At 38.0% G+C, this 22,030-nt stretch carries 18 protein-coding genes and 2 pseudogenes; 5 read left to right on the top strand and 15 right to left on the bottom strand.

Features of this window, described 5'->3' with window-relative positions; all coding sequences use genetic code 11:
• Nucleotides 1-81: 81 nt before the first annotated feature.
• Nucleotides 82-222 carry a hypothetical protein gene (locus BM084_RS19240; RefSeq protein WP_177195733.1) on the top strand — a complete coding sequence of 47 codons (141 nt, stop codon included), beginning with the start codon at nucleotides 82-84 and terminating at the stop codon, nucleotides 220-222.
• Between the two features lie 572 nt (nucleotides 223-794).
• A complete protein-coding gene (rhuM, locus tag BM084_RS18350) occupies nucleotides 795-1,790 on the top strand; it encodes a virulence RhuM family protein/type II toxin-antitoxin system death-on-curing family toxin (protein ID WP_093306524.1) in 996 nt (331 codons plus the stop codon).
• A gap of 193 nt (nucleotides 1,791-1,983) precedes the next feature.
• On the opposite strand, the gene istB is transcribed toward rhuM, so the two are convergent.
• The 14 genes from istB to BM084_RS18280 form a co-directional block, all read right to left on the bottom strand.
• Entirely contained in the window at nucleotides 1,984-2,712 is a 729-nt protein-coding gene (gene istB / locus BM084_RS18345) for an IS21-like element helper ATPase IstB (protein WP_245764406.1), read from the bottom strand.
• Between the two features lie 34 nt (nucleotides 2,713-2,746).
• On the bottom strand, nucleotides 2,747-3,037 hold the full coding sequence (locus BM084_RS18340; RefSeq protein ID WP_093306520.1) for a hypothetical protein: 291 nt from the start codon (nucleotides 3,035-3,037) through the stop codon (nucleotides 2,747-2,749).
• 822 nt (nucleotides 3,038-3,859) lie between these two features.
• On the bottom strand, nucleotides 3,860-4,324 hold the full coding sequence (locus BM084_RS18335; RefSeq protein WP_093306518.1) for a DUF6730 family protein: 465 nt from the start codon (nucleotides 4,322-4,324) through the stop codon (nucleotides 3,860-3,862).
• Between the two features lie 11 nt (nucleotides 4,325-4,335).
• Nucleotides 4,336-5,208, bottom strand: a complete 873-nt coding sequence (locus BM084_RS18330) for a relaxase/mobilization nuclease domain-containing protein (RefSeq protein WP_093306516.1) — start codon at nucleotides 5,206-5,208, stop codon at nucleotides 4,336-4,338.
• Nucleotides 5,205-5,501, bottom strand: a complete 297-nt coding sequence (gene mbpA, locus BM084_RS18325; protein ID WP_093306514.1) for a mobilization protein MbpA — start codon at nucleotides 5,499-5,501, stop codon at nucleotides 5,205-5,207. Before mbpA ends, BM084_RS18330 begins: the two co-directional genes overlap by 4 nt.
• Before the next feature lie 135 nt (nucleotides 5,502-5,636).
• On the bottom strand, nucleotides 5,637-6,512 hold the full coding sequence (locus tag BM084_RS18320) for a toprim domain-containing protein (RefSeq protein ID WP_093306512.1): 876 nt from the start codon (nucleotides 6,510-6,512) through the stop codon (nucleotides 5,637-5,639).
• Nucleotides 6,513-6,787: 275 nt separating this feature from the next.
• Nucleotides 6,788-7,993, bottom strand: coding sequence for a primase-helicase family protein (locus BM084_RS18315; RefSeq protein WP_245764405.1), 1,206 nt, complete (start codon nucleotides 7,991-7,993; stop codon nucleotides 6,788-6,790).
• A 33-nt stretch (nucleotides 7,994-8,026) separates the two neighbouring features.
• Nucleotides 8,027-8,317 (bottom strand): helix-turn-helix transcriptional regulator, encoded by a 291-nt coding sequence (locus BM084_RS18310; protein WP_093306508.1) that lies wholly within the window; start codon nucleotides 8,315-8,317, stop codon nucleotides 8,027-8,029.
• Between the two features lie 124 nt (nucleotides 8,318-8,441).
• Complete coding sequence (locus BM084_RS18305; RefSeq protein ID WP_093306506.1) at nucleotides 8,442-9,116, bottom strand: hypothetical protein; 675 nt, start codon at nucleotides 9,114-9,116, stop codon at nucleotides 8,442-8,444.
• A 105-nt stretch (nucleotides 9,117-9,221) separates the two neighbouring features.
• Nucleotides 9,222-10,550 carry a fibronectin type III domain-containing protein gene (locus tag BM084_RS18300; RefSeq protein WP_143083688.1) on the bottom strand — a complete coding sequence of 443 codons (1,329 nt, stop codon included), beginning with the start codon at nucleotides 10,548-10,550 and terminating at the stop codon, nucleotides 9,222-9,224.
• Nucleotides 10,551-10,762: 212 nt separating this feature from the next.
• Nucleotides 10,763-11,758 carry a hypothetical protein gene (locus BM084_RS18295; RefSeq protein WP_143083687.1) on the bottom strand — a complete coding sequence of 332 codons (996 nt, stop codon included), beginning with the start codon at nucleotides 11,756-11,758 and terminating at the stop codon, nucleotides 10,763-10,765.
• Nucleotides 11,759-11,927: 169 nt separating this feature from the next.
• Entirely contained in the window at nucleotides 11,928-13,544 is a 1,617-nt protein-coding gene (locus tag BM084_RS18290; protein ID WP_093306500.1) for a SusD/RagB family nutrient-binding outer membrane lipoprotein, read from the bottom strand.
• A 10-nt stretch (nucleotides 13,545-13,554) separates the two neighbouring features.
• Nucleotides 13,555-16,632, bottom strand: a complete 3,078-nt coding sequence (locus BM084_RS18285) for a SusC/RagA family TonB-linked outer membrane protein (protein ID WP_093306498.1) — start codon at nucleotides 16,630-16,632, stop codon at nucleotides 13,555-13,557.
• 11 nt (nucleotides 16,633-16,643) lie between these two features.
• On the bottom strand, nucleotides 16,644-17,879 hold the full coding sequence (locus BM084_RS18280) for a M14 family metallopeptidase (RefSeq protein ID WP_093306495.1): 1,236 nt from the start codon (nucleotides 17,877-17,879) through the stop codon (nucleotides 16,644-16,646).
• Nucleotides 17,880-17,964: 85 nt separating this feature from the next.
• Between BM084_RS18280 and pdxR the strand changes: the two genes are divergently transcribed.
• Together pdxR and BM084_RS18270 are read left to right on the top strand one after the other, a co-directional pair.
• Nucleotides 17,965-19,437 (top strand): MocR-like pyridoxine biosynthesis transcription factor PdxR, encoded by a 1,473-nt coding sequence (gene pdxR / locus BM084_RS18275; RefSeq protein ID WP_093306493.1) that lies wholly within the window; start codon nucleotides 17,965-17,967, stop codon nucleotides 19,435-19,437.
• A gap of 190 nt (nucleotides 19,438-19,627) precedes the next feature.
• Nucleotides 19,628-20,046, top strand: a pseudogene (locus BM084_RS18270) (transposase); the annotation flags it as partial.
• Between the two features lie 296 nt (nucleotides 20,047-20,342).
• Here the strand turns inward: BM084_RS18270 and BM084_RS18265 are convergent.
• A complete protein-coding gene (locus tag BM084_RS18265) occupies nucleotides 20,343-21,398 on the bottom strand; it encodes an IS110 family RNA-guided transposase (protein ID WP_093306491.1) in 1,056 nt (351 codons plus the stop codon).
• Nucleotides 21,399-21,454: 56 nt separating this feature from the next.
• Between BM084_RS18265 and BM084_RS18260 the strand changes: the two are divergent.
• Nucleotides 21,455-22,030 (top strand): annotated as a pseudogene (locus BM084_RS18260) (integrase core domain-containing protein); the annotation flags it as partial.

The raw sequence follows: 22,030 nt of genomic DNA, 5'->3' as shown, positions 1-22,030 counted from the left end.
TATTGAACTTATCGTGGATTAAATTGAATGATGAGGGTGCTTGTACACCCGAAAGGTGAGGTCATTAATAACACTCACTAAATGCACTCAGCATATACAACAGGGCCTTCCCCTATTAACCTTTTAGGTTTAAAGGCCGAAAGGAACTGGAATTATTATGAACTGATAACAAAAACAAAATACAAAGCCGATTTAGCCGGTATTGAACTTATAGTGGATTAAATTATGAGGGTGCTTGTACACCCGAAAGGTGAGGTCCCTAATCGCACTCACTAAATGCACGCAGCATATACAACAAAGCCTTCCCCTATTAACCTTTTAGGTTTAAAGGCCGAAAGGAACTGGAATTATTATGAACTGATAACAAAAAAATACAAGGCCGATAAAGCTGGTATTGAACTTATAGTGGATTAAATTATGAAGATACTTTTACATCAGTAAGGCTGGGGTCGAAATCATACTCACTATATGCGCTTTGCATATACAACGGCTTGAGTTAGTTTTTTACTGAATAATTGGGATTTCTTCTTATTTGCTCATTACTAAAGAGAGCCTCAAGGCAGTTTTATGATTGAAACATCCAGGTAAATCAGATTTTTTTTTCTATTTGAAAAGGGATGTAGTTAAGTGAAAACCTAAAAAGGAAATTAAGCATTCCTGCATACTAAAATAGCCAATCCTTTTTCTCAAAGATTTTTTTGCGTGAAGCTGCTACTTTCCCCTAAAAAGATCCACAATTAAAATGTTTATATTTCATTTTGAAATAAAAAGAGGTTATTAATATTTGAAAATCCATGAAATCACAGCAGGATCAAATACTGATTTATAAAACAGAGACCGGGCAAACTCAAATTGATGTTAGGCTTGAAGAAGAAACGGTTTGGCTTACACAAGCTCAAATGATCGCATTATTTGAATCCAGTAAGGCTAATATTAGTGAACACCTTAAGCACATATTCTCATCTGGTGAGTTAGATGATAATTCAACTGTTCGGAAATTCCGAACGGTTCAACGGGAAGGAAAGAGAGAAGTAGCCAGAGATAGAATGCACTATAATTTAGATGTAGTAATATCTGTAGGTTATCGGGTTAACTCTAAACGCGGTATTCTATTTAGACAATGGGCTAATAAAGTTCTAAAGGAATTCTTACTACAGGGATATTCCATCAATGAAAAAATACTTCGAGAAAAAACCCGGCAGCTCGAAGAACTAAAAAACGTAGTTCGCTTGCAGGAAAAAGTTATTTCTGAAAACCATCTTAATACTGATGAATCAGCGGGATTAATAAAAATTATTGCACAGTATTCTCGTGCCCTGGATTTATTGGATGATTATGACCACCAGCGGCTGGAGGTACCTGAGGAAGGAAGTCTAGAAGTATTTCAAATCACCTACAGCGAAGCTCGAAAAGCAATAGATGAATTAGGAAGACAAACAAAATTCGAAGGACTTTTTGGCCGGGAGAAGGACGATTCCTTTAAGGGTTCACTAGAAAATATATATCAAACCTTTGGAGGAGAGGACCTCTATCCCACAACCGAAGAAAAAGCAGCTCACCTGCTGTATTTTGTGGTTAAGAACCATTCGTTTTCCGATGGAAACAAAAGGATTGCCGCATTTTTATTTGTCTGGTTTCTAGACCGGAATCAAATGCTATACACCCAAACCGGGAATAAAGTAATCCCGGACAATGCTTTGGTAGCATTGTCCTTATTAATTGCTGAAAGCCACCCAAGCGATAAAGAAATGATGATCAAGGTAATAGTCAATCTTATATCTCGCCATTAATTACTACCTAACTATTAGGATAACAAATTGGACAAGATATGAATCGACTGTTTATTTCAACTGAAAAGTATACCACTATTTCATTTCAAAAGTATACCATTTTAAATTAATTAACAACGGTATCCCTGTTCCCTGGGGGTACCCCCAGGGAACAGGGATACCGGCGGTGCCCGAGTGCCATTTCTTGGGTTTTTCATTTGTTCATCATTTGTTTGGTTTCTTTTAAGCGGTAAGATTCTCCGTTCATATTTATAAGATGTGCTTTATGGGTTAACCTATCTACTAAGGCAGCTGTTAATACTGGGTCACCGAAGATCTCCTCCCAGCGTTCAAAACCGAGATTGGTAGTGATTATGGTTGATTTACGTCCGGCTCGTAAAGAGAGATGGTTGAACAGGAGTTCGGATCCTTCCTTATCAAAGGAGACGTAGCCAAATTCATCACAGATGACCAGATCATACTTCTCGAAGCGTGCCTCTATTACTTTTAAGTTACGCTGGGAGTGCGATTCCCGTATTTGGGTTAATAGTTTATGTACCGTGGTAAATAATACTTTATACCCCTGCAAACAGGCTTTCAGGCCAAGACCTATGGCGATATGGGTTTTACCGGTACCAGGATTTCCGGCCAATACTATATTCTGTCCGGATTCTATAAAATCAAGACGTTCCAGTAAAGGAAGTTTCTCCATGGCACTGAGCGGTAATTGATCCCGCTTTAAATCATTTAAATACATTTTTGAGGGGAAGTTCGCTTGCCGGATATGGGATTTCTTACGGTTCTCTAAGCGTCCTTCATATTCGCGTTCCATAAGTTGTAAAAGGAAGTTTTCATAGTCCAGACGCTGGGTGGCTGCCTCTTTTGCCAACACCATAAAATCCCTTCTAAATATGGGAAGTCGTAATTCTTTACTGTAGCTCACAATACGCTCGTTGATCGTTTTATCCATAATGTTCTTAATTTATTAATGTCGATAATTGTTGAAGTTGTGATTTAGCCATCGCCGTAGTTTGGGTCCATTTAAGGGGTTCAAAATGATCCTGCTTGTTTCCTAAGAGGGCTTTTATTTTTTCCGTGGTGAGTTGCTTTACCGGGCTGCCGTTAAGCTGCTTTATTGCTTGTTCTAGCTTTTCATCCGTGATGGCATGTTGGCGGCAATAATCCAGTAGCTCAATAAAATTACGGGACTCTCCCATAAAATGGGCTTCATAAAGCTCTTTTAAATACCTGGAGCTTGCCAGGGCCATACTCCCTGCCAGGGCTCGACAAAGTAGAGCAATTTGTACTGAGACACTGGGTTTATCACAAACTGACTGCCCAATACCAGGTCGAGAAAGCAGGCATTAAACTTATAGTAGATTAATTTCAATAACGAGGATGCTTGTAAAACCGAAAGATAAGGGGAACCCTTCACTCACTGACTTTTAGCCTAAACAACAGCGGGGGCTACTTATTTTCGATAAAGCAGAATCATTAAATCGGGAGTAAATATAATGAGGTCAAAGTTATCCTCTATCTACATAACTGAGCCCTTTAATACTTATTGAATCTATTGCTATAACTACAGTTAACCTGCATTCCCTTTAATTGAAATACAAAATTGAGCCCTTCGTGAGCCCATTAAATAACAGCGAAAGTCAAATAAAAATATTAAGTAAACTGTCGTAGTAAGATAAAATATCTTAATGGCATCTACGTCGTATCACCCCAACACTTAGAACACACAGAAATTTTTCCTAACTCTATGAATTAAGATTATTTACTAAATTCCCTGCCACCTATATCTACCATAACTTTGCGCAGGACCCTATGCTGCCTTTATAGTGTACGGGAAGTTACGCATACAGAAAAACAGCATGGGGGGCGCCATCTACTTTTTTACAAAACCAGTAAAATTCAACATGTTATCAGGGCCTTTGATCCCATTTACTGGAATATCCACTCAGTATCCTCTGATCTAAAAAATTGCTTTTATTTTTAACTAATTTTTTACCGCAAATTTTAAGGGTTATACCAGGATTTCAGGGCATTTGCGTAAATCCAGGATTTTACGACAAAGCCATTTGTCATTACAAACCCTGGTATCCATCCTCTAGCCACTTGCAGTATGCCTCATGGCTTTCCGGGTGTGCAGCAAAATAATCCTCGTATTGGGTATTCTGAGATTTCATTTCCATCATCGCCCCGTAAACCGAAAAGCTTTCCTCCAGTTTTTCATTGGCGGTATATCCAAAATATCCCACCAGGCCGAATGCAAGAATTCCAAGTATCCCGAAAAGGATCAGCAGGTAATTGGGTATGATCCTGGCGCGTTTTAATTTCCTGTCTATCTCCTTTAGAATTTCATCTGTTATTTCCTTTTTTGTTTCCTGCTTTTTAAGAAATATACTTAGATTATTTTCCAACGCATCGGTGCTAATGGGAATACTCATAGTTACCAATTGCTTCGAAAGCTTTTGTAGTTCCAGCACCGCAGTTTTAAAATCAGCCATCTCATCGGCCATCAGTTCCATGATTTCATCTAGTTTCTTCATAACTTAAAGTTTTAATATCCATATCCTATCCCCGTATCCCTTACTACTTTTAAGGCCCTTTTTAAAAGTTCCTTGGTTATTTTGGTAGACAGGTTACCACTTAGCTGTACCGTCTTGTTTAAGACCTGTAGTTCCTTTGGTGCCTGCGTTAGCTTTTTAAAACCCTGGTTATGCGAGATAGCAGGGATTAACCGGTTACCACTCATCGACCGGTGCACTTCACTGGCCTTAAGGTTCACCCCCTTGTATTCCATCCGGAACCCCTGCAGTTGATTCGCTTTGTTTATCGTGGGAATCACCTCCACCTTCTGAGCCTTCATTTTACTTATATACTCATCCAGGGATTTTGGCCTTGACTGAAGGACCCGGTCATTGATCCGCTTGATTTCCTGTCTCAGGCCCTTTAACTCCTGAAGCTTTTCCTGCTGTACTTCCCGAACCCTTTTAAAGCCTAATTCCCTAGCTACATTATCAGCGGCGAGCTGGCTTCGTTTCCCGATAAACCGGTCATTGTACGTCTTACCATCAAAGCCGATCCTGTTGGTATAGATATGAACGTGGGTATGCGCCTTATCCCGGTGAACAAAACCAATAGACTGATGGTCCTGCAGGTTCATCTCCTTTAAAAACTTTTTAGCGACCTCTTCCAGGTCCATTTTACTGAGGTCCTTCCCGTCCTCAATGTTCGGGCTAACGATAAAGCTTAAGGTATTATTGGTACATCGTTCATTTTGCGACTGGATAATCCGGAACTCTTCCGCAATCTCGGCCGGAGTATCCCCGGCCACATGTTCCCTTAGCACAATTTCTGCCTCTTTCTCCTGGTTCCAGCCATAGGCTATGGAAGCCCTGGTCCTGGAAATAGCATGTCCTTTCCCTATCATTTTTTAAAGTTTTTTAAATGTTCCCTGATTTCTTTCGCCAGGTCTTCCACCTCCCTGGCCAGTTTTGGATCCCGCTTTCTAAACATATTACCGATTCGGCTAAAGTTGTTCTTGTATTGTACCAGCATCTGGTAAGTCTCCAATTGTGTAGGAGTGAGTCGTTCCACGATATTCTTATCAAAGGCAGTCGCACGGATATACTCTGAAAGTGAAATTCCTGCCCTGGCAGCCCTTCTCTGGAGCAGCTTCTTCTCGTAGATCGAACAACGCACCTGGATATATTCCCTTTTCATCTTTTCCCTTTTAAAATCTTTGCAACCCCCGGGCGCAAAGCAAGATTGTCATTACAATGACACATCTTGCTTTGCTTTGCCTTTTCAACTGAAAATTTCCGATAGGCATTTACTTTTTGCTAACTCATCAATTTTTTAATTCTCTCCTTTTCTAAAACTTCCCTCATTGATCAGTTTTTCATTGAGATCTCCATACCCGCTATAGAAATTACTACGATCCATGATATGCCCATAAAGCTGTAAAAGCGAAGCAGTCGCTTTTTTACCTGCAGGGTCATTATCCAGGTACAGTAACACCCGCTCATATTTCGGTAGTAACCCTTTGATACGATCCACAAATGCCAGGGAATTTAGAACGATAGCATCCGAAGAATTCACCAAAACTTCCTCCATAGTAGCCAGGGATAAAAAATCAAACATCCCTTCCGTTACAATTAACTGTCTCGAACCATTTTGAATAAAAGTATAGGTCTTCGGACTACTGGAGTTTTTAAAGTATTTATTGCGAAGTTCCCAGCCTCCCTTATTATTCCTAAGACCTATGGCATAAAACTGCCGGTTCTTATACTGGTACCATACCTGGGCGCAGTATATCCTAGCAATTTCAACAGGAATCTTCCGGGACTCCAGATAACTGATCAAGGATGGGTGTTTTAAAGTTTCCACCTTCAAAACCTTAATCCCTTGTTTTACCACCGGCTTCTTTATAGGCGCACGAAAAGTAGCGATCGTACCTGTTTCCAAAAATTCCAAAGACTCCCTGTTGGAAAACGACTTTATAAGCATAACAAGGTCGATAACATTCCCCCCTTTTCCTATTCCGAAATCATACCACAGGTTCTTTCTTAAAGAAACGCTGAAAGAGGCGTGTGTTTCTGACCGCAGGGGACTCAGAAACCAGGCTTCTTTTTCCGTTGTTTTACTGGGAAAGTGCCCTAATTTTGCAAGCGTTTTTACGATGTAAACATTACGGGCTTTTTCCCAGCTTTTAGATGTTGCTGTTTTTTCCATTTTTTTTCATTTTACGTCAACTGCTTTCATATAGATTCAAATCTCGGCATCGTTTTAATTTTGATGACAAAACGATGACAAAACGATGCGGGGGTTAAACCCTTGCTATCACTGGTCTTATTTAATATCTGTCATCATTCATCAAAAAAAAAGAAATAATAAAAGGTATAAATCCCGGTGATTGTTTCTTTGTTCCTTTTCAAAATTAAAGTTGATGGGACGGAAAGCCTTTAAGTCACTGGCCTCCCGGGCTTCATCAGTCTTTCATCAATTCATCAGTTAAGATCTTCCTGGAACTGCTGTAGTAGAAAGGATTTTTTAACGGTATAATACCGGCCTTTAGCGTCGATCATACCCAATCCCCCTTCCTGCCACATAATTATCTTTTGGTATTTTAGCGAATTATCCTGGTTACTTAAATTCCAGTCCTTCTTTAATATCTTCCGCAATTGGGTTAAGTCAGTTTTAACCCGGGTGCGATTTAATATCTGCAAGGCATCGATGAGACAAATAGCTACTTCCTCCAGCTCAAAGGTCTCCATGGCATCCAGCATCACACTGGCCAGTTCCTTTTCCACCCGGTTCCGGTTATTTTGCATCAGGTTCTCCAGGGCATCAGTTCGTAGCTGCTCCGGACTAAACCACATACGGGTTTTATGAGTTGTAGCTAATTCCCGCTGCTGCAGGTAATTTATAAAGGCTGGTATTTCCGTCTTCAGGTGTTCCAGAAAATGAGTTGCTTCATTTTTTAGGGTAGGAACTTTTAAAACCCAAAAACGGGTTTCTTCGCTATCGATCTTAATAAAATTATCTTCGTTATTGCTACACAGGATAAACTTCCCGAAGAATTCCATTTCCCGCTTGTCCTTTCCTTTCGCCTCCAGTTTATTAAAATCGGTGGTGCTCAGGTATTTGATACGTTCGGTAAGCTCCTCCCTGTTGAAAAGCACTTCATCAATGCAGATAAGCAGTTTGTTCGTCCAGTCTGCATTAAACTGGCTGCTGAAGCTATCATTGGTCAGGTAGGTCAGGTTACTTTCAAAAATAGCCTTCAGCCATTTCAAAAAAGTCGTCTTTCCGGTAACTCGTTCTTTGGATACCAGGCATAGAATAGGCAGCATCTGGATCGGCTTTGTATACAAGAGTTGCAGGTAATCACGGCCTAATTCGTATTGGTCGGCGAAGATGTGTTTTAGGAATTGCAGGGAATGATCTATGCCGCCTGGTTTTGGGGAATAGGATAATGGCGCATAGGTATTATAAAACCCGTGATGCACCTGTTTAAAATCCCTATGGCTTGGAATACAGGTAAAGCCTTCATATTTTTTTATACTGCCAACAAAACCTTTCCCGTGGTCCTGTCGCAAGGTCTCGATATTCCAGGGGCTCAACAATTCGTTGAAGTTCCCGGCAATAGTAGGCATCGCTACTATCTTATAGTAACTGGTACCCACACGGATATAGGCTGTCTTTTTCATCATAACATTTTTAATGGATGAGTAAAAAGCAAAAGCCTACTTCCGGTTCTTTATCAGGTTCCTGTTGAACTGATCCTCCAGGAAGGCATCGGAGAGGTCCGGTTCTCCCAGGAGCCAGGCATCGATCTTCTCCTTATCAAAAAACTTCTGGCGGATGTTCGGGTTGTTGCCCATCGGGATAAGCTTTAAATGGGTAAGCTTGTAGATCTTACTTTTGGAGAGTCCGGTATATTGTGCCAGGTCTTCCACGTTCATTACTTTTTTAGTGTGGGAAAGAAGGACTTTAATATCTTCCAGTAAACCCACTACTTGTTCCTGCTCATTCATAACTATATGGTTAAAATTAGAAATGAGTAAAAGGCCTTTTACATTTTTGTACAGGACAAACTTAGGAAAGTAAATACCTATAAATCAATAGGATAATTCAAATAAAAAGGGAATTATGCTATAATTATTCTTTATTTAGCATTTGCCGAATGAATTTTCGCTGGTTTCGGGAATTAATTTTTTCCTGATCATTTTTCCAGGCGGAAAAACTGGTTTTTAAAGTGTTTTCTTTAAGCGGTTCGTTGTTCATTAAAAAGGAATTCATCAGCAGCTGGAAAAAGTCACGTTTCCTTTCTCCGGAGAAATCTTGAATTCCACCAACTAAAAGCTCGTCGAATAAGACAAAGAGAATTCGATGGTTTGCAGAATCCCCGCTTTTATTCCCAACGGTGAAATTGATCTTCTCCTGAACCTTTCGGCCTTTAAGCAATCTAAAGAACTGTTCTTTTGAATCTTTATCAATATTGATGTATTCAAACCTTATCCGGTATTTATCAATGGGTTGCACCTTAAAATTATGCCGATCGGTCTCCAGGTGTTTATCTGACTCATAGAATATGGCCAGCCAGATCAAAATTATCGCCAGGATTAAAAAAATGATCAGAAAATAGACATAACCATAAATTAAGGTTTGGATCCCGAAGATTAAACTGAAGCTAGTTACAAATACAACAAAAAAGGCAAGGATAAAAAGAATCACGTTGGTGACATTTCCCTCTATTTTATCCTCGATGAAATCATTTATTACGGTTCTTAACCTAGCCAGTGCTTTTCCAGATTCAAGAATAAATTTTTCCATAATTACTAAGGCTTCAGGCTATTAAATATAACCAAAAGAAAATAAAAGAAGTTCTATTAATCTACATTGCAACCTAGGCTTTTCTCAAAATTCATCAATATTTTTTTAGAATACTTCTTTTAAGGCATTACTGATTTTTTCCCATTGAGCAGAACCTTCTCTAAGCTTCGACTTTTCTTGTTCTATGTGAATGAATCTTCCCGAAGTGGATGTAGCTGAGACCGCACAGGGGTCTGAAGAATTATTTATAAAACGACCTTGAGTATTTGTAAATCCATTGAGCCTTGACCAATCAGTATCTATGTGTGCAATCTTAAAACTAAGACTACTGTCTTCAATCAAAAGGGCATCCCTTATTTCCACTACAAAATCTTCCTCTGGAGTGTCCCGGGTTCCATTACTCATTATCACATAAGGATCTTCAGATTTTTTACCAAAACCGTGGAGTTGTACAAAAACTGAATTGGGAATATTTTCAAATAAATTTTCGGTGGCTAGCTGAAAGGCTGACTTCACATTGTGTGCCATATCGGAAATTCTATAGGACTCGCCTTCACTACTACATGTTGTTGTACTTCCTGAACACGAGGATTCTTCTCGGTGATTACATCTATGAGTTCCACTTATAAATAAAGCTCGGGCTAAATTATTTCTAAAGGAATATACAGCCTGTTTTCCGGTGTTAAGATCATACTTAATATGAGGAGCTTGGATCACAAGCTGGCCTCTCTCCGGTGTTTTGCTAAATACATAGGTTCCCCAAAAATTAGATTCCAGGCTATTATCTTCCAGTATATAAAAACCCTGCTGTGAATCTAAACCAGTATCGGTAAATTCAGTTATCTTATAGTTGATCTCTGCAGCTTTCTCAACGGCAAATTCTATATCTCCGTTTAAAATTGCGTCGATAACCAAATCCCAGGTATTAAGTTCAACGGCAGTAGGTACTCTATAATCGTTTCCCGAAGCCCCTGGAGCGCTATCTATCAAATTCCCTATATAACTTTCTAAGTTTCCTGAAGCATGTAGTAGTTCTGCTTCAACTGATAAAGTTGTAACCGATACTTCATTACTAAATTCTGAAGTATTACCGGCCTTATCTTTAGCCTTGACTTTAAATGTATAGTTGGTATTCGGCCTTAAGCCTGTTATAGCTCGCTCTGTAGAAGTGGTAGCTGCTAAGTTTTCATTATTTTTAAAAACTAGATAAGTAAGAATACCTACATTATCTGTAGCTTCAGACCATTGCAAATCGGTAGAAGTTAAAGTCGTATTCTTCGAAACCAAATTTACCGGAGAAGACGGTGGTTCTATATCTTGACCAGAGGTATTAGAATCACTCTGGGTTGAACAACCACTCAATAGTGGTATCGTTAGAAAAAAGCCTAAAACCAGTATTAATCTGTAATGAATCGGCGTTTGTTTTATTTTCATAACAAAAGTTTAGAATTCCTGTACTATAATGATTTATTAATCTTAAAAACTCCGACCCAAAGTTGGTAAAGCTCGTTTAGGAATTATTTCTTTAAGCAAGAAATACAAGGCTCCTAGACCCACACCAATCATAAAAAAGAGGTTGTTAAATTCGCTAAAAACAACCTCTAATGACTAATCCAACTTATTAAATACACTTCATGAATAAACTATTACTCAGGTTCATAAACAACAACGTTGTCGATATCTATCGATTCAGGAGTAGCTCCATTATACCCCTCTATCACCAGCTGGTATGAGCGTACATTGGTCAAAAAGCCTGTATCAAACTTGTACCACTGTCCTGCAATTGCTTCTACATCATCATCAAATAAATTAACCATTTCGATAACTTCATTTCCAGAGTCAGTAGTAATGTTTACATAAGCATACATTCCATCTTTCGATTCCCAACTCGTGTTTCCGAAAAATACTTCAAATGATATTCCTGATTTATTAACATCATCAGGAATATCGACAGTATCAAATGTTATCTGAATCATACCGTCCACATCTTCCATATGAAATCCTTTGGTGCCATCTGGATAGGCATCATAATCTTCCATTAGAGAATACACCCCAATTCTTTCAGCTGAAAATCCAAGGCTACTACTACTAATATCTGTTACTGCAAAGTATTTACTATTAAAGCCAATTTCATCATCCCCTGAATCTCCCTGAGCTTCATAATTTACAAATGGGGGTTGAGCACCATTCACAAGGTCTTCATCTTCATTTGGATCTCCCGACTTCTCATAGGTCTGCTCATTATTAGAAACAGATACCTCTTCAAAGGAAGTGCCTCGAATTTTTAATCCTGGAGGTTGAAAGAAATTGATGTAAAATTCCATTGCCTGGGCGGGAAAATAATCTTTTGCCCTATTAGTGGTATCCCCACCTTCATTTACATTATCGTTATTAAAATCTGGCGCTAAACCCGTGTATACTGTCCCATCTTCGGTTGTCACCTCCCCAATCAAAGCTATATTAGTTCCTAAATCTAAACGATCTTGATCAATTTCTAAAGCATCTAGAATTTCCCCCACATTCAGTTGAACATCTTGAGGAAATGAATTAACTTCCATTACTATCGCCTCATTATCCCCTACTTTAGCTTTTAGTCTATAACTTACCGCATTTTCATTGGGATCATATAAGGTCCCTTCCAATGTTTCAGAATCTAGGCTTAAAATATTAAAACTGGTTGCCGGCATCTCTTCAAATGAGATAAATCCACCATAATCAGCTATTTCAATAAGGGAGTCCTTTTGTGGAGAACAGCCCGTTATAGTTAAAATTACTATAATCAGTATAAAATAATTTCTCATAATGTTTTATTTATTTAATGAAACCATCAGGATTGGTGTCCCAAAATACTTTTTCGGAAATTTGTTTTTGCGTAAGAGAAGCGTTTCGTTGAGTCTCTAATTCGGAATACGGGAAGCTTCTAGGGAAGTTAGGGTCATCATCATCAATTGGAACCTGTAAATCTGATGGTAATCCTGTTCTTCGATAAGCATTATAAGCCTCTATAGAATTTCCAAAAGCTGCTAGGTAATACTCTTTCATAATAACATCTAATTTTTCCTGATTTGAAGATGCCGAACTATATCTGGTTAAAACATCTTCCACATAAGTATCTATGTCTTCAGATTCAGGGGTATATTCTGAACTAATATTCCCAAAATTAACAACCTTATTAAGAGAAGCCCGAACGGCTTCTTCTAATAAAACAGCTGGATCCCCCGTAGTTCCAAGTATAAGAGCAGATTCTGCAGTTAAAAATTTTAAATAGGAATTAGTGAGAATTGGTAGAATTCCTGCTCCCCCTAAATTATTGGTAGTATTAGGAGCCGCAATAAATTGGTTTTGATCAAAAGTACCTCCTCCAGGATAAATTCCATATACCGATCTCAGTAAATTATCTCCTCTACCTGTACGATTTTCACCATGATCATAACCCCAATAATGATCACCTAGATAGCAAAAATCAACTAGAGGATCATCCTGACAGGGCAAGTAAGGTGGGCCACTAAAAGGATCTACATCCGATTGTCTGTAAATATAAAAACGTGTTCTTGGATCACGAACACTTTTATCGTTTAAAAGTTGGTTCAAAAAGTAGTTTCCCATATATTGAGAAAACCCGCTGACATAAGCCCTTTGAAAATAGGGGTGTCTACTTTCGGGTTGTATCGCATTACTATAACTAAATTGAAAGTCTTCTGAATTAGAATCAATAAGTTCACCAGATAATAAGGAATTAATCTCACCCTGTAAATCACTTATATCTAACTCATCAATTGCCAATCGAGACTGCACAAGCATTCTTAAGCGTAAACTGTTGGCCATAGAAATCCATTTATCCCTATCACCACCATAAAAAAGATCCGAAGTAACTGCTCGAGGTGCATTTTCAAATTCCGACTTGGCTTTCTCAATTTCAGCAAGAACAAATTTATATAGTTCCTCTCCTTCATCCACGTTAGGATCTGGAAATTCAGAAGTCTCAACCGCTTCTGAATATGGTATCTCACCCACATAATCAACCATAGTTACCGTAAGATACCCCATCAATACACGACTCATAGCGCTATGAAACAGATAGTTAGAGTCTTCCGTGGCTAATTCCTGAATTGTCCTTGCATTATTCAACGCCTCATAATACGTATCCCATTCTGAACTTGTACTACCATCCATTATATTAGAAGAAACTACATCTCCATACCTGTCCGTCATTCCTTCATAACGCATAACATCATCGGTATTCAAGATCATCCAACTCATATAGTGCTGAAAGAGATACTGCATTTCATTTAATAAATAAGTGGGATCCGCCCCCTCAGGAGTGAGAAAATTTGGATTTTCCTGATGGTCAAAATCAGTAACTTCACAACTACTAGCACCCATAATTATTAATAGGCAAAGACTAATATATCGATATACTCTTTTCATAATTTATTTTTTAGAAATTTACAGATACACCTAAGGCAATTCTTCTTGTTGATGGAATTGTACTATCTCCCTCCAGGCCGTCATTTTCAGGATCATAGTTTACATATTTCGGAAAGTTAGGAGCGCGATACCATAAGTTTCGTCCAGAAAGGGTAATGTCAATTCGTTCGAATGGAATATTTTTAAATTTTGATTGACGTAAACTATACCCCACAGAAATTTCTCGAAGTCTTAAAATTGATGTATCCCAGGTTGCCAAATCATTAGAGGTGTAATAATTTGAGTACCCCAGCCTTCCAGAATTCATTTGAATCGTATTTCGAATTTTATCCCCATTCGGATCAAGTAATAATTCTCCCGTATCATCATCTGCGAGATAGCCAGGAATTACAAAAGCATGATCTCTATCCTCAGTATCTCTGGTGACCCCTCTTTGAAGCATATTGCGTACAGCACTAGAATGGATTTCTCCACCGTGACGATATTCCCATTGTACAGAGAAATTAAAATCTTTAAAAGCTATTCGATTAATATTTGTAAGACGCCAATCAGGATTGGGGTCTCCTATTACTCTGTCTGCTAAACCTATATTACTACTTGAAATAACTTCTCCAACACGGGTGCCGGATCCATTTCCGCTAATTAATAAATTCCCTTCATCATCCCTCAAAGCATAATCTCCCTTAATAACTCCAAAAGGCCTTCCTTCTACAGCAAATCGGTCTTCAGTAATATTAATATCAGCTCCTGTAGGGGTTGTTTTTACCACTAGAGATTCGTCGGCGGTAAAAATATTTCGGAAATTCCAACTAAAATAATCCGTTTCAAAAATATCAATTCCCAGATCTACTTCCACACCTTCGTTATCGATCCGCCCTAAGTTTATAAATTGTCTATCGAAACCTGATGATCCCGCCAATGGCGCACCTACTATTTGATCTTCAGAAATTCTTTTATATAACGATGCTTCTAAAGTCACACGATTCCTAAACAGATTGGTTTCAATTCCTATTTCGAATTCCTTATGCAATTCAGGCTTCAAATTTGGATTAGCAAATCGGGTACTAAACCGATTCGTGATAGGAAATGATCCATCGCTTGCTGCAAAACGTCTAGGGTCCGTTACGAGAGTCCCTCTCGTCCTATAGGCGCCGGGATAGCCGGAAGAGGTTGCGTAGGCACCCCTTAATTTTAAATAATTAATGATTGGGCCTCCAAAATCGAAGGCTGAAGTAGGGATAAATGAGAGCGAGGCACCGGGGTAAAAAAGTGATTGATAATCACTTTCCACAGTACTTCCCCAATCATTTCTACCCGATAGAGTAGCGTAAAGATAATTTTTAAAAGCAAATTGAAATTGACCAAAAACGCCTGCTAAATTTTCTTCTCGGGTAGTATATGCAGCTTGAGTTGCATCAAAATTACTCGGTCTAAAGAAATCATAAACAATCTGGTTATCGGAAAAGGATTCACTTATCTCATATTGCGTAAGTTTAGAGTTCGCTCCAATTTGTGCTTCCATATTAAGCGCCTCCGTTAAGTCATAATTAAATGAAGCCAAAAAGGTTTGATCTACAACAGTTTCTTTTCCCGAGGAAAGATCTAAATATCCATATTTGTAACTATTATTATCAAACCCACCTTTATTAGAATAGTCAAACTGAGATGGATTTTCATGATCTAAACCTACACGATAAGTCAAATTAATATTATCGTTTAATTGATAATCAGTAGAAAAAGTTCCAAAAGTACGAGGAACTTCAATACGGTTCCCGCTATTATTAAGAATCCACAGAGGATTAGTATCATTCCTGTAATAAACAGATTCACCTGTGGCGGGATCTTCATAAGGCAGTTCTGTCAAATCAATCCACCTTGGAAGATAAAAAACCAAATTAAAAATATCTTCATCATTGACCAAGTTAACCTTCCTATTAGAATAATTCAGTGTTGCAGAAATATTCAATTTTTCTGTAATTTGCGCATTTCCTCCAATACTAAGATTAAATCTTTTAAGGTCATTGTTTGCTATAATACCTTTCTCATCCGTATATCCCGCCGAAAGATTAAAAGCTACTTTCTCCTTTGAAGAAGAAAAATTAAGCGAATGGGTAGTTCCTATTCCACTTCGAAAGATATTTTTAACATTATTCGGCTTAGCTTCAATTGGAATACTCAGTCCTTCATATTCAGGAAATATATCCCCTAATGGAGAATAGGGATGGGGAACTTCGCCAAGTTCTGAAAAAGCAGGTCCCCAGTTAGATAAAAATGTACCGGAAAATTCACCCTCTCCACCGTTGGAGTAGTTGTTTTGGAATTCCGGTAACTGAGAAACAATATTAGTATACACCGTTGTAGAATAACTTATTGAAGTTTGTTCCTCCCCTACACTAGCGGATCCGCTTTTGGTTTGAATTAAAATAACCCCATTTCTACCTTCACTTCCATAAAGTACCGAAGCATTAAAGCCTTTTAGAATGTTTATCTGTTCTATATTATTGGGATCAATATCACGTAATAAACCATTAAACGGTACGTTATTTACAATAATTAAAGGTGCATTGGATCCAGTCAAAGAAATATTTCCACGAATCCGTATAGGGGAATTAGAACCGGTTTGACCGTTTGCGGGTGTAATAGTAACCCCAGCTACTTTTCCTTGAAGCGTTCGAGCTAGGTCAGCCTCAGGACGCCGTTCTATTTCTTCACTACCAACCTTGGAAATTGCGTAACCAAGAGCTTTTTGAGACTTTTTTATCCCCTGGGCAGTTACAACAACCTCCTGAAGAGATTCTTGACTTGAGTCCAAAGTTACATCGATTTGAGATCTACCATTTACTTTAATCTCTTTAGCATCATAACCAATAAAACTAAAAATCAAAATAGCATTCTCATCTTCAACCGTTATGGAGTAATTACCTTCCATATCGGTCATACTACCAGTATCAGTACCTTTGATCGACACATTAGCCCCAGGTAAAGGTCCTTGTGCATCACGCACAACTCCAGTTACCTCTTCCTGTGCAATTGCCGAATTCCAGGCTAAAACAGACAGTATTAAAATAATTAAATTTTTCTTTAGCATTAGTATAGGTATTAATCGGTTAGTAATTTCATCATTTCTAAAGCTGATATGCGACCGATTTCATCAATCCGATCTCTAGAGGTTTGATCCCCAATCTCATATGTTATCCCAACAGAATTGTATTTTTTAAGGAACCAACCTTTGGAAACAGGCTTCTTACTATTACCTGCAGCTTCATTCACAACGTACTCTGGTATTTCTTTTTCTAAAGCATCAAACCAATTCTTAATAAAATTTGGAAGTTGAGTCCCTTTTCGTTGCTTGTTTGTGTAAAAAACATCTTCATATGTCGAATGAAAATCTATAGCAAGATCCACAGTTGTGTTATATTTCTTTACCTGTTCGTCAATATATTTTACAGTTTTACGAATCTCAGGTTGATTATATTTCGACCAATCCCGGTTTAAATCTACCCCACCGGCATTATGTCTCCAATGTCCCAGATCTACCCCATCCGGATTTAGTAAAGGAAAAGCCAGAACTCGATATTCATCAAGAAACCTTTCAGTAATTTCATTTTCTTTAAGAATTGTTTCTAGAAAAGATTGATAGGCAAGATATCCTGTTATTTCCGGGGGATGCTGTCTTGTAAGCAAAACCAAAATAGGTTTTGATTCTTTTTCTCCCTTATATATATCCAGTAAATTTAAATCTCTACCTAACTTGGAGCTGCCATATTTTTTAATATGAACATACTTATTCATATTCCCTAAGTTCGTGTACCAATCCTTAACATCTTTGGAATTAGCTAATTCCTGAGCAGCCAATATTTTTGGTTTTTGATCTAAAGAAACCTTTACTGTAAATAAAGAATCGATTCTATAAAATTGGTTGGTATCAATTTGTCTCCACTCATTATTCTCCTCTCGTATTTTAGGACGATATCGATGTTTGACCTTTTCAGGATATTGAAATGCCACGTAAATTTCTTTTGAATTTGTAGACCATAATTCAAAAGCATAGTAAGGACTAGGATTTATAGGTTTATTTTCTGGATGAATTATCACCTTAACTGTGCTATCATTAAGCTTTTCTATTCCATTCAAGCGCGCACCGGGAAATTTATTACTCGCATAGACATCTAAATCAGATATTTCGTAGGTTTTCTTACTCTGATATTGGATAGTCTTATCCTTTGTATCAACTGGCGTTTCAAAAGGAACCGAAGATATGCCAGAACAACCTAGAAAGAATATTGAACTGAGAAGGATAAACACAGGTTTTTTTAGAAATAAAAAATTGCGCATAATTTTATGTTAATTTAAGAAGGGAAATTAAATTGATTTATTTTAAGTTTACCAGACCAATCTTGAATTTAACAGCATACCAATTTTGAATTATAATTTTCGAAGTATTTTAAAATTTCACGGTTTCGATCTAAATAAAAATGACTTACTTTATTATAACCTTTATAAATCTTTAAAAACTGCTATTTTAAAGAGATCTTTACCTCCGGAATCCAAGCTTCCACCTACAAGAATTTTAGCAAAGGATCTAGGAATATCCCGAAGTACCGTAATAAAGGCATATGAAATTCTTACTCTTGAAAATTTTGTTGACTCAATAAAAGGTTCGGGTTATTATGTCCGATCTCCAAAGGAAAAAAAGCTGAATTTAAGCTTTGAACTTCAAAGGAAGGAAGGCGAGCATCCTGAGATTTCTAACCGAGCTATATCTTTTTTAAGAAATGGGACTTCAAATATCCAAAAAACCTCAAAAAATATTGCCTTTAAGCCTGGAATGCCTCCAGTGGAAATTTTCCCCATTCATGTTTGGAGTAAATTAATAGGTGATTATTGGAAAGGTGTCAAACCATCCGACTTGTTATATTCTCACCCAAAAGGAGATTTAGCTTTAAGAAAAAATTTAACAAATTACTTGAAAGTTCATAGAAACATAGACTGTTCGTATGAGCAAATATTAATTACGTCTGGAACGGTTCACTCTCTTTATCTTGCTACTAATATTTTAATTAATCCTCGGGATGAAATCCTTATAGAAAACCCAACATTTCCTAAGGCAAGTCAGCTATTTAAAAGTTTGGACGCAAAGTTAATTACTACGGGTGTAGATAAGGAAGGTATAAAAATACCAAAGGATTTGAAGGAAAAACCAAAATTAATTTATACCTCCCCTTCCAATCAATATCCCACCGGAGTAAAAATGGCAATTTCAAGAAGAGTTGAGCTCTTAAAGTGGGCTTCCAAAAAAGGATCAATTATAATTGAAGATGATTATGATCAAGAATTTAGCAATTGGAAAGATCCTATTGCATCCCTTTACAGCCTGGATAAGCAACAGCGAGTGATTTATTTAGGCAATTTTAACAAGGTTACTCATCCTTCTATGCGATTAGGATATATGATTGTCCCACCTTATCTAATAAAAGCTTTATCCATTTTACATACACATTCCAGCCGATTCCTATCGGTAGCAACGCAGAAGGGAATGAACTCTTTCATTGAGAAAGATTTCCTGAGTCTTCATTTAAGAAATTTAATCCAAGCCAAAGATGAACGAAAAGAGATATTTATTGAAGAATTCTACAAACGTTTTAAGGGTAATTTTGAATTGCAAACCCATGATCCCGTAGGCTTACACTTGATAGCAAAATCTTTAAACAAGATCCCTGATACACTTCTGGAAAAAGTTTTGGCTAAGTCAAATATTAAAACTGGAGCTCTAAGTAGTCATTATTCAGGAGAGGAAAAGACAAATGGGCTCATACTCGGACATGCTGCCTGCAACCCGCGACAAATAAAAAAGTATCTTGATAGAATGCAAATCATACTAAAGGATATATAGAAACTATGGGTAGCTTCTAATTTATTCGCATTCTTGGAATTCTAATCAGTTAGCCTTTAATTCTTATACGTATTTACTCCCAATCGGAAATCAAAATGATAATTACGACCATATTTGGTATTAATGTAAGCTTCCCTTAAAAACGAACTGTTTAAAAGTATAATATATTTTATAACTTTAAACAGTAATTATGAAGAAGAGTAGATATACACCACAGCAAATCGCAAAGATTTTAAAGGAGTTTGATAACGGAAAAACGGCCGCAGAGATCAGCCGTGAATATGGTATTAGTACAGCTGCATTCTATAAGTGGCGGGAACGTTATGGCGGGATGAACGGCAAAGAGCTGAAGCGCCTGAAGGACCTCGAGGAGGAAAACAGAAGGCTGAAGCAGATGTATGCCAATCTATCCCTGGATCATCAAATGGCCAAAGAAATCATTGAAAAAAAGCTTTAAAGCCCTGCCGTAAAAGAACCATTGCCAAAGAACTTACGCATTACGGTATTAGCAGGGCGTGCCGTGTTTTAAATATGAGCAAAAGCGTTTTTTATTACCGGCCAATTCCAAAGGACGATACTGCTATCGAAGCGGCCTTACAACAAAAAGCTCCTATGAAAAGCAATAACCTGCTCTCTCAAATTTAATATTTTAATTTTTCTTATTTCATTCCTATATATATTTTAACGCGTTTAATTCTGATTGAAGCTTTGTTTCAGTTAGAATTCAATGCAAAATAACCCGCTCCGCATCCTATATGTGGTCACTTCTAATGAGTGCCACCAGCATCATTATGATTGGTTAATTAAGTCTATCCACTAGCTAAAAAATGTGATCCTGAAATGGCCACCTATATTGTTTTGTGGTATAGACTTTTAATATTTTGAGCTTGGTCATGAGTTATAGATTATGATATCACTCCAATTTCATAAGGAGTTTTAGTTTTAATCACTGCTAAAGTTCGGCTCAGTAATTTGTGAGCCACTTTTACTATTATTTTTTTGACGTCTTTGCCCAGGTGCTGGCGATAATAAGCCTGCATTACAGGATCTGTTCTAATTGCCTGCCATGCAGCTTCCACAAAATATGATCGGATTAGTCTGTGACACCTGGGGTTCATCCCCATTGATTTTGAATTAACTCCACTTTGATATATGCTGGGAGCCAAACCAACATAACCTGCCAAATGTTTTAAGCTGCTAAATCGCCTTAGATCACCCAGTTCAGCGATGATTCCAACTGCTACAATTCCTCCAATACCAGGAATGCTCCTTAGTAGATAGAAATCCTGCTTAAAATGTTTACGGCAATAAGCTCTTAACTGGCTCGATACATCTCGAAGTTCCTTATCAATAAAACGAAAATTACGCAACTTACTGGCCATACATTCCCTTGCAGTACCAAAAACAAACTTTTGGCTATCTACCCAATGACGAAAATCGTGGCTCCAGTGATCATTATCAAACTCAGGAGGAACTTTGACTCCATAATAGAGCAACTGCATTTTAATTACAGATTTGACACGTCTGAAGTCTTTAACCAGTTCATTACGGCGTCGGAAAAGGCTACGGAGTTCTTCCCGTTCTATATCGGGAACTATGATACTCTCAAGACGACCGTCTTTGAGTTCTCTGCTAATGAGCTGGGCATCGATTCTATCGGTTTTGGTGTATCGTTCTTTTCCCTTTCGTTGAATATCGGCCGGATTTACCACCAGGGATCTCCAGCCAAAATTTACAAAACTACGATGAGCAGCATAACCACAACAACCCGCTTCATAGGCAGTGGAGACTTCGTGGTCCGGAAAATGTTTTTGAACATATTCCCGTAACTTCTCAGGCTCCGGTGGCATAGTAAAAGATTTACCGGCAAAAAGATCGGTGCTGCAGTGTATTTTCCAGCTCCTCTTGTGGATGTCAATTCCTATGAATAACTTTGGTAAGGCAGTAACTCGGGATTCCATATCTTTAGTTTTTATGGTGAATATTAAAGATACTCGATTACTGCTTTTTCATTGATGCTAAAGAACATAGCGAAGAAGGCTTCTGGATGGCTTACGATCGATTAAGGAGTGAAGGCAAGCCCTGGAACCATAAACGGGTGTACCGGGTCTATAAAAAGCTTGGCTTAAGTTTGCGACGAAAAGTAAAAAAGCGGTTGCCTGCGAGGGTTAAAGAACCCCTGGAGGCTCCCATAGCTCCCAATCGTAGCTGGAGTATTGACTTTGTTACCGATGTTCTAGAAAATAAAAAGCGCTTCCGTGGCTTAACCGTAATCGATGATTACAACCGGGAAGCATTGCATATAGAAATTGATTTTTCACTGCCCAGCAAACGTGTCGTCTGGGTATTGAACCATTTGATTAATCGCAGGGGAAAACCTCAAAAAATAAGAATGGATAATGGACCTGAATTTGTTGCTAAGATGGCTTCAGAATGGAGCCAGATGCAAGAGATCGACTTTCAATATATTCAACCCGGGAAACCAACCCAGAATGCTTTTATAGAGAGATTCAATGGAACATATCGAAGAGGCGTTCTCAATAAGTACCTCTTTGAAGATCTCAATCAGGTAAGGGAACAAACCGAGACCTGG

It is taken from the genome of Salegentibacter agarivorans, assembly GCF_900113135.1.
GTDB classification, from domain to species: Bacteria; Bacteroidota; Bacteroidia; order Flavobacteriales; family Flavobacteriaceae; genus Salegentibacter; species Salegentibacter agarivorans.
This window is presented reverse-complemented; position numbering and strand designations above follow the sequence as displayed.

Coding starts and splice junctions, on each gene's coding strand:
- BM084_RS19240 (WP_177195733.1), top strand. CDS start 82: ATGCACTCAGCATATACAACAGGGCCTTCCCCTATTAACCTTTTAGGT.
- rhuM (WP_093306524.1), top strand. CDS start 795: ATGAAATCACAGCAGGATCAAATACTGATTTATAAAACAGAGACCGGG.
- BM084_RS18340 (WP_093306520.1), bottom strand. CDS start 3,037: ATGGCCCTGGCAAGCTCCAGGTATTTAAAAGAGCTTTATGAAGCCCAT.
- BM084_RS18335 (WP_093306518.1), bottom strand. CDS start 4,324: ATGAAGAAACTAGATGAAATCATGGAACTGATGGCCGATGAGATGGCT.
- BM084_RS18330 (WP_093306516.1), bottom strand. CDS start 5,208: ATGATAGGGAAAGGACATGCTATTTCCAGGACCAGGGCTTCCATAGCC.
- mbpA (WP_093306514.1), bottom strand. CDS start 5,501: ATGAAAAGGGAATATATCCAGGTGCGTTGTTCGATCTACGAGAAGAAG.
- BM084_RS18320 (WP_093306512.1), bottom strand. CDS start 6,512: ATGGAAAAAACAGCAACATCTAAAAGCTGGGAAAAAGCCCGTAATGTT.
- BM084_RS18315 (WP_245764405.1), bottom strand. CDS start 7,993: ATGATGAAAAAGACAGCCTATATCCGTGTGGGTACCAGTTACTATAAG.
- BM084_RS18310 (WP_093306508.1), bottom strand. CDS start 8,317: ATGAATGAGCAGGAACAAGTAGTGGGTTTACTGGAAGATATTAAAGTC.
- BM084_RS18305 (WP_093306506.1), bottom strand. CDS start 9,116: ATGGAAAAATTTATTCTTGAATCTGGAAAAGCACTGGCTAGGTTAAGA.
- BM084_RS18300 (WP_143083688.1), bottom strand. CDS start 10,550: ATGAAAATAAAACAAACGCCGATTCATTACAGATTAATACTGGTTTTA.
- BM084_RS18290 (WP_093306500.1), bottom strand. CDS start 13,544: ATGAAAAGAGTATATCGATATATTAGTCTTTGCCTATTAATAATTATG.
- BM084_RS18285 (WP_093306498.1), bottom strand. CDS start 16,632: ATGCTAAAGAAAAATTTAATTATTTTAATACTGTCTGTTTTAGCCTGG.
- BM084_RS18280 (WP_093306495.1), bottom strand. CDS start 17,879: ATGCGCAATTTTTTATTTCTAAAAAAACCTGTGTTTATCCTTCTCAGT.
- BM084_RS18265 (WP_093306491.1), bottom strand. CDS start 21,398: ATGGAATCCCGAGTTACTGCCTTACCAAAGTTATTCATAGGAATTGAC.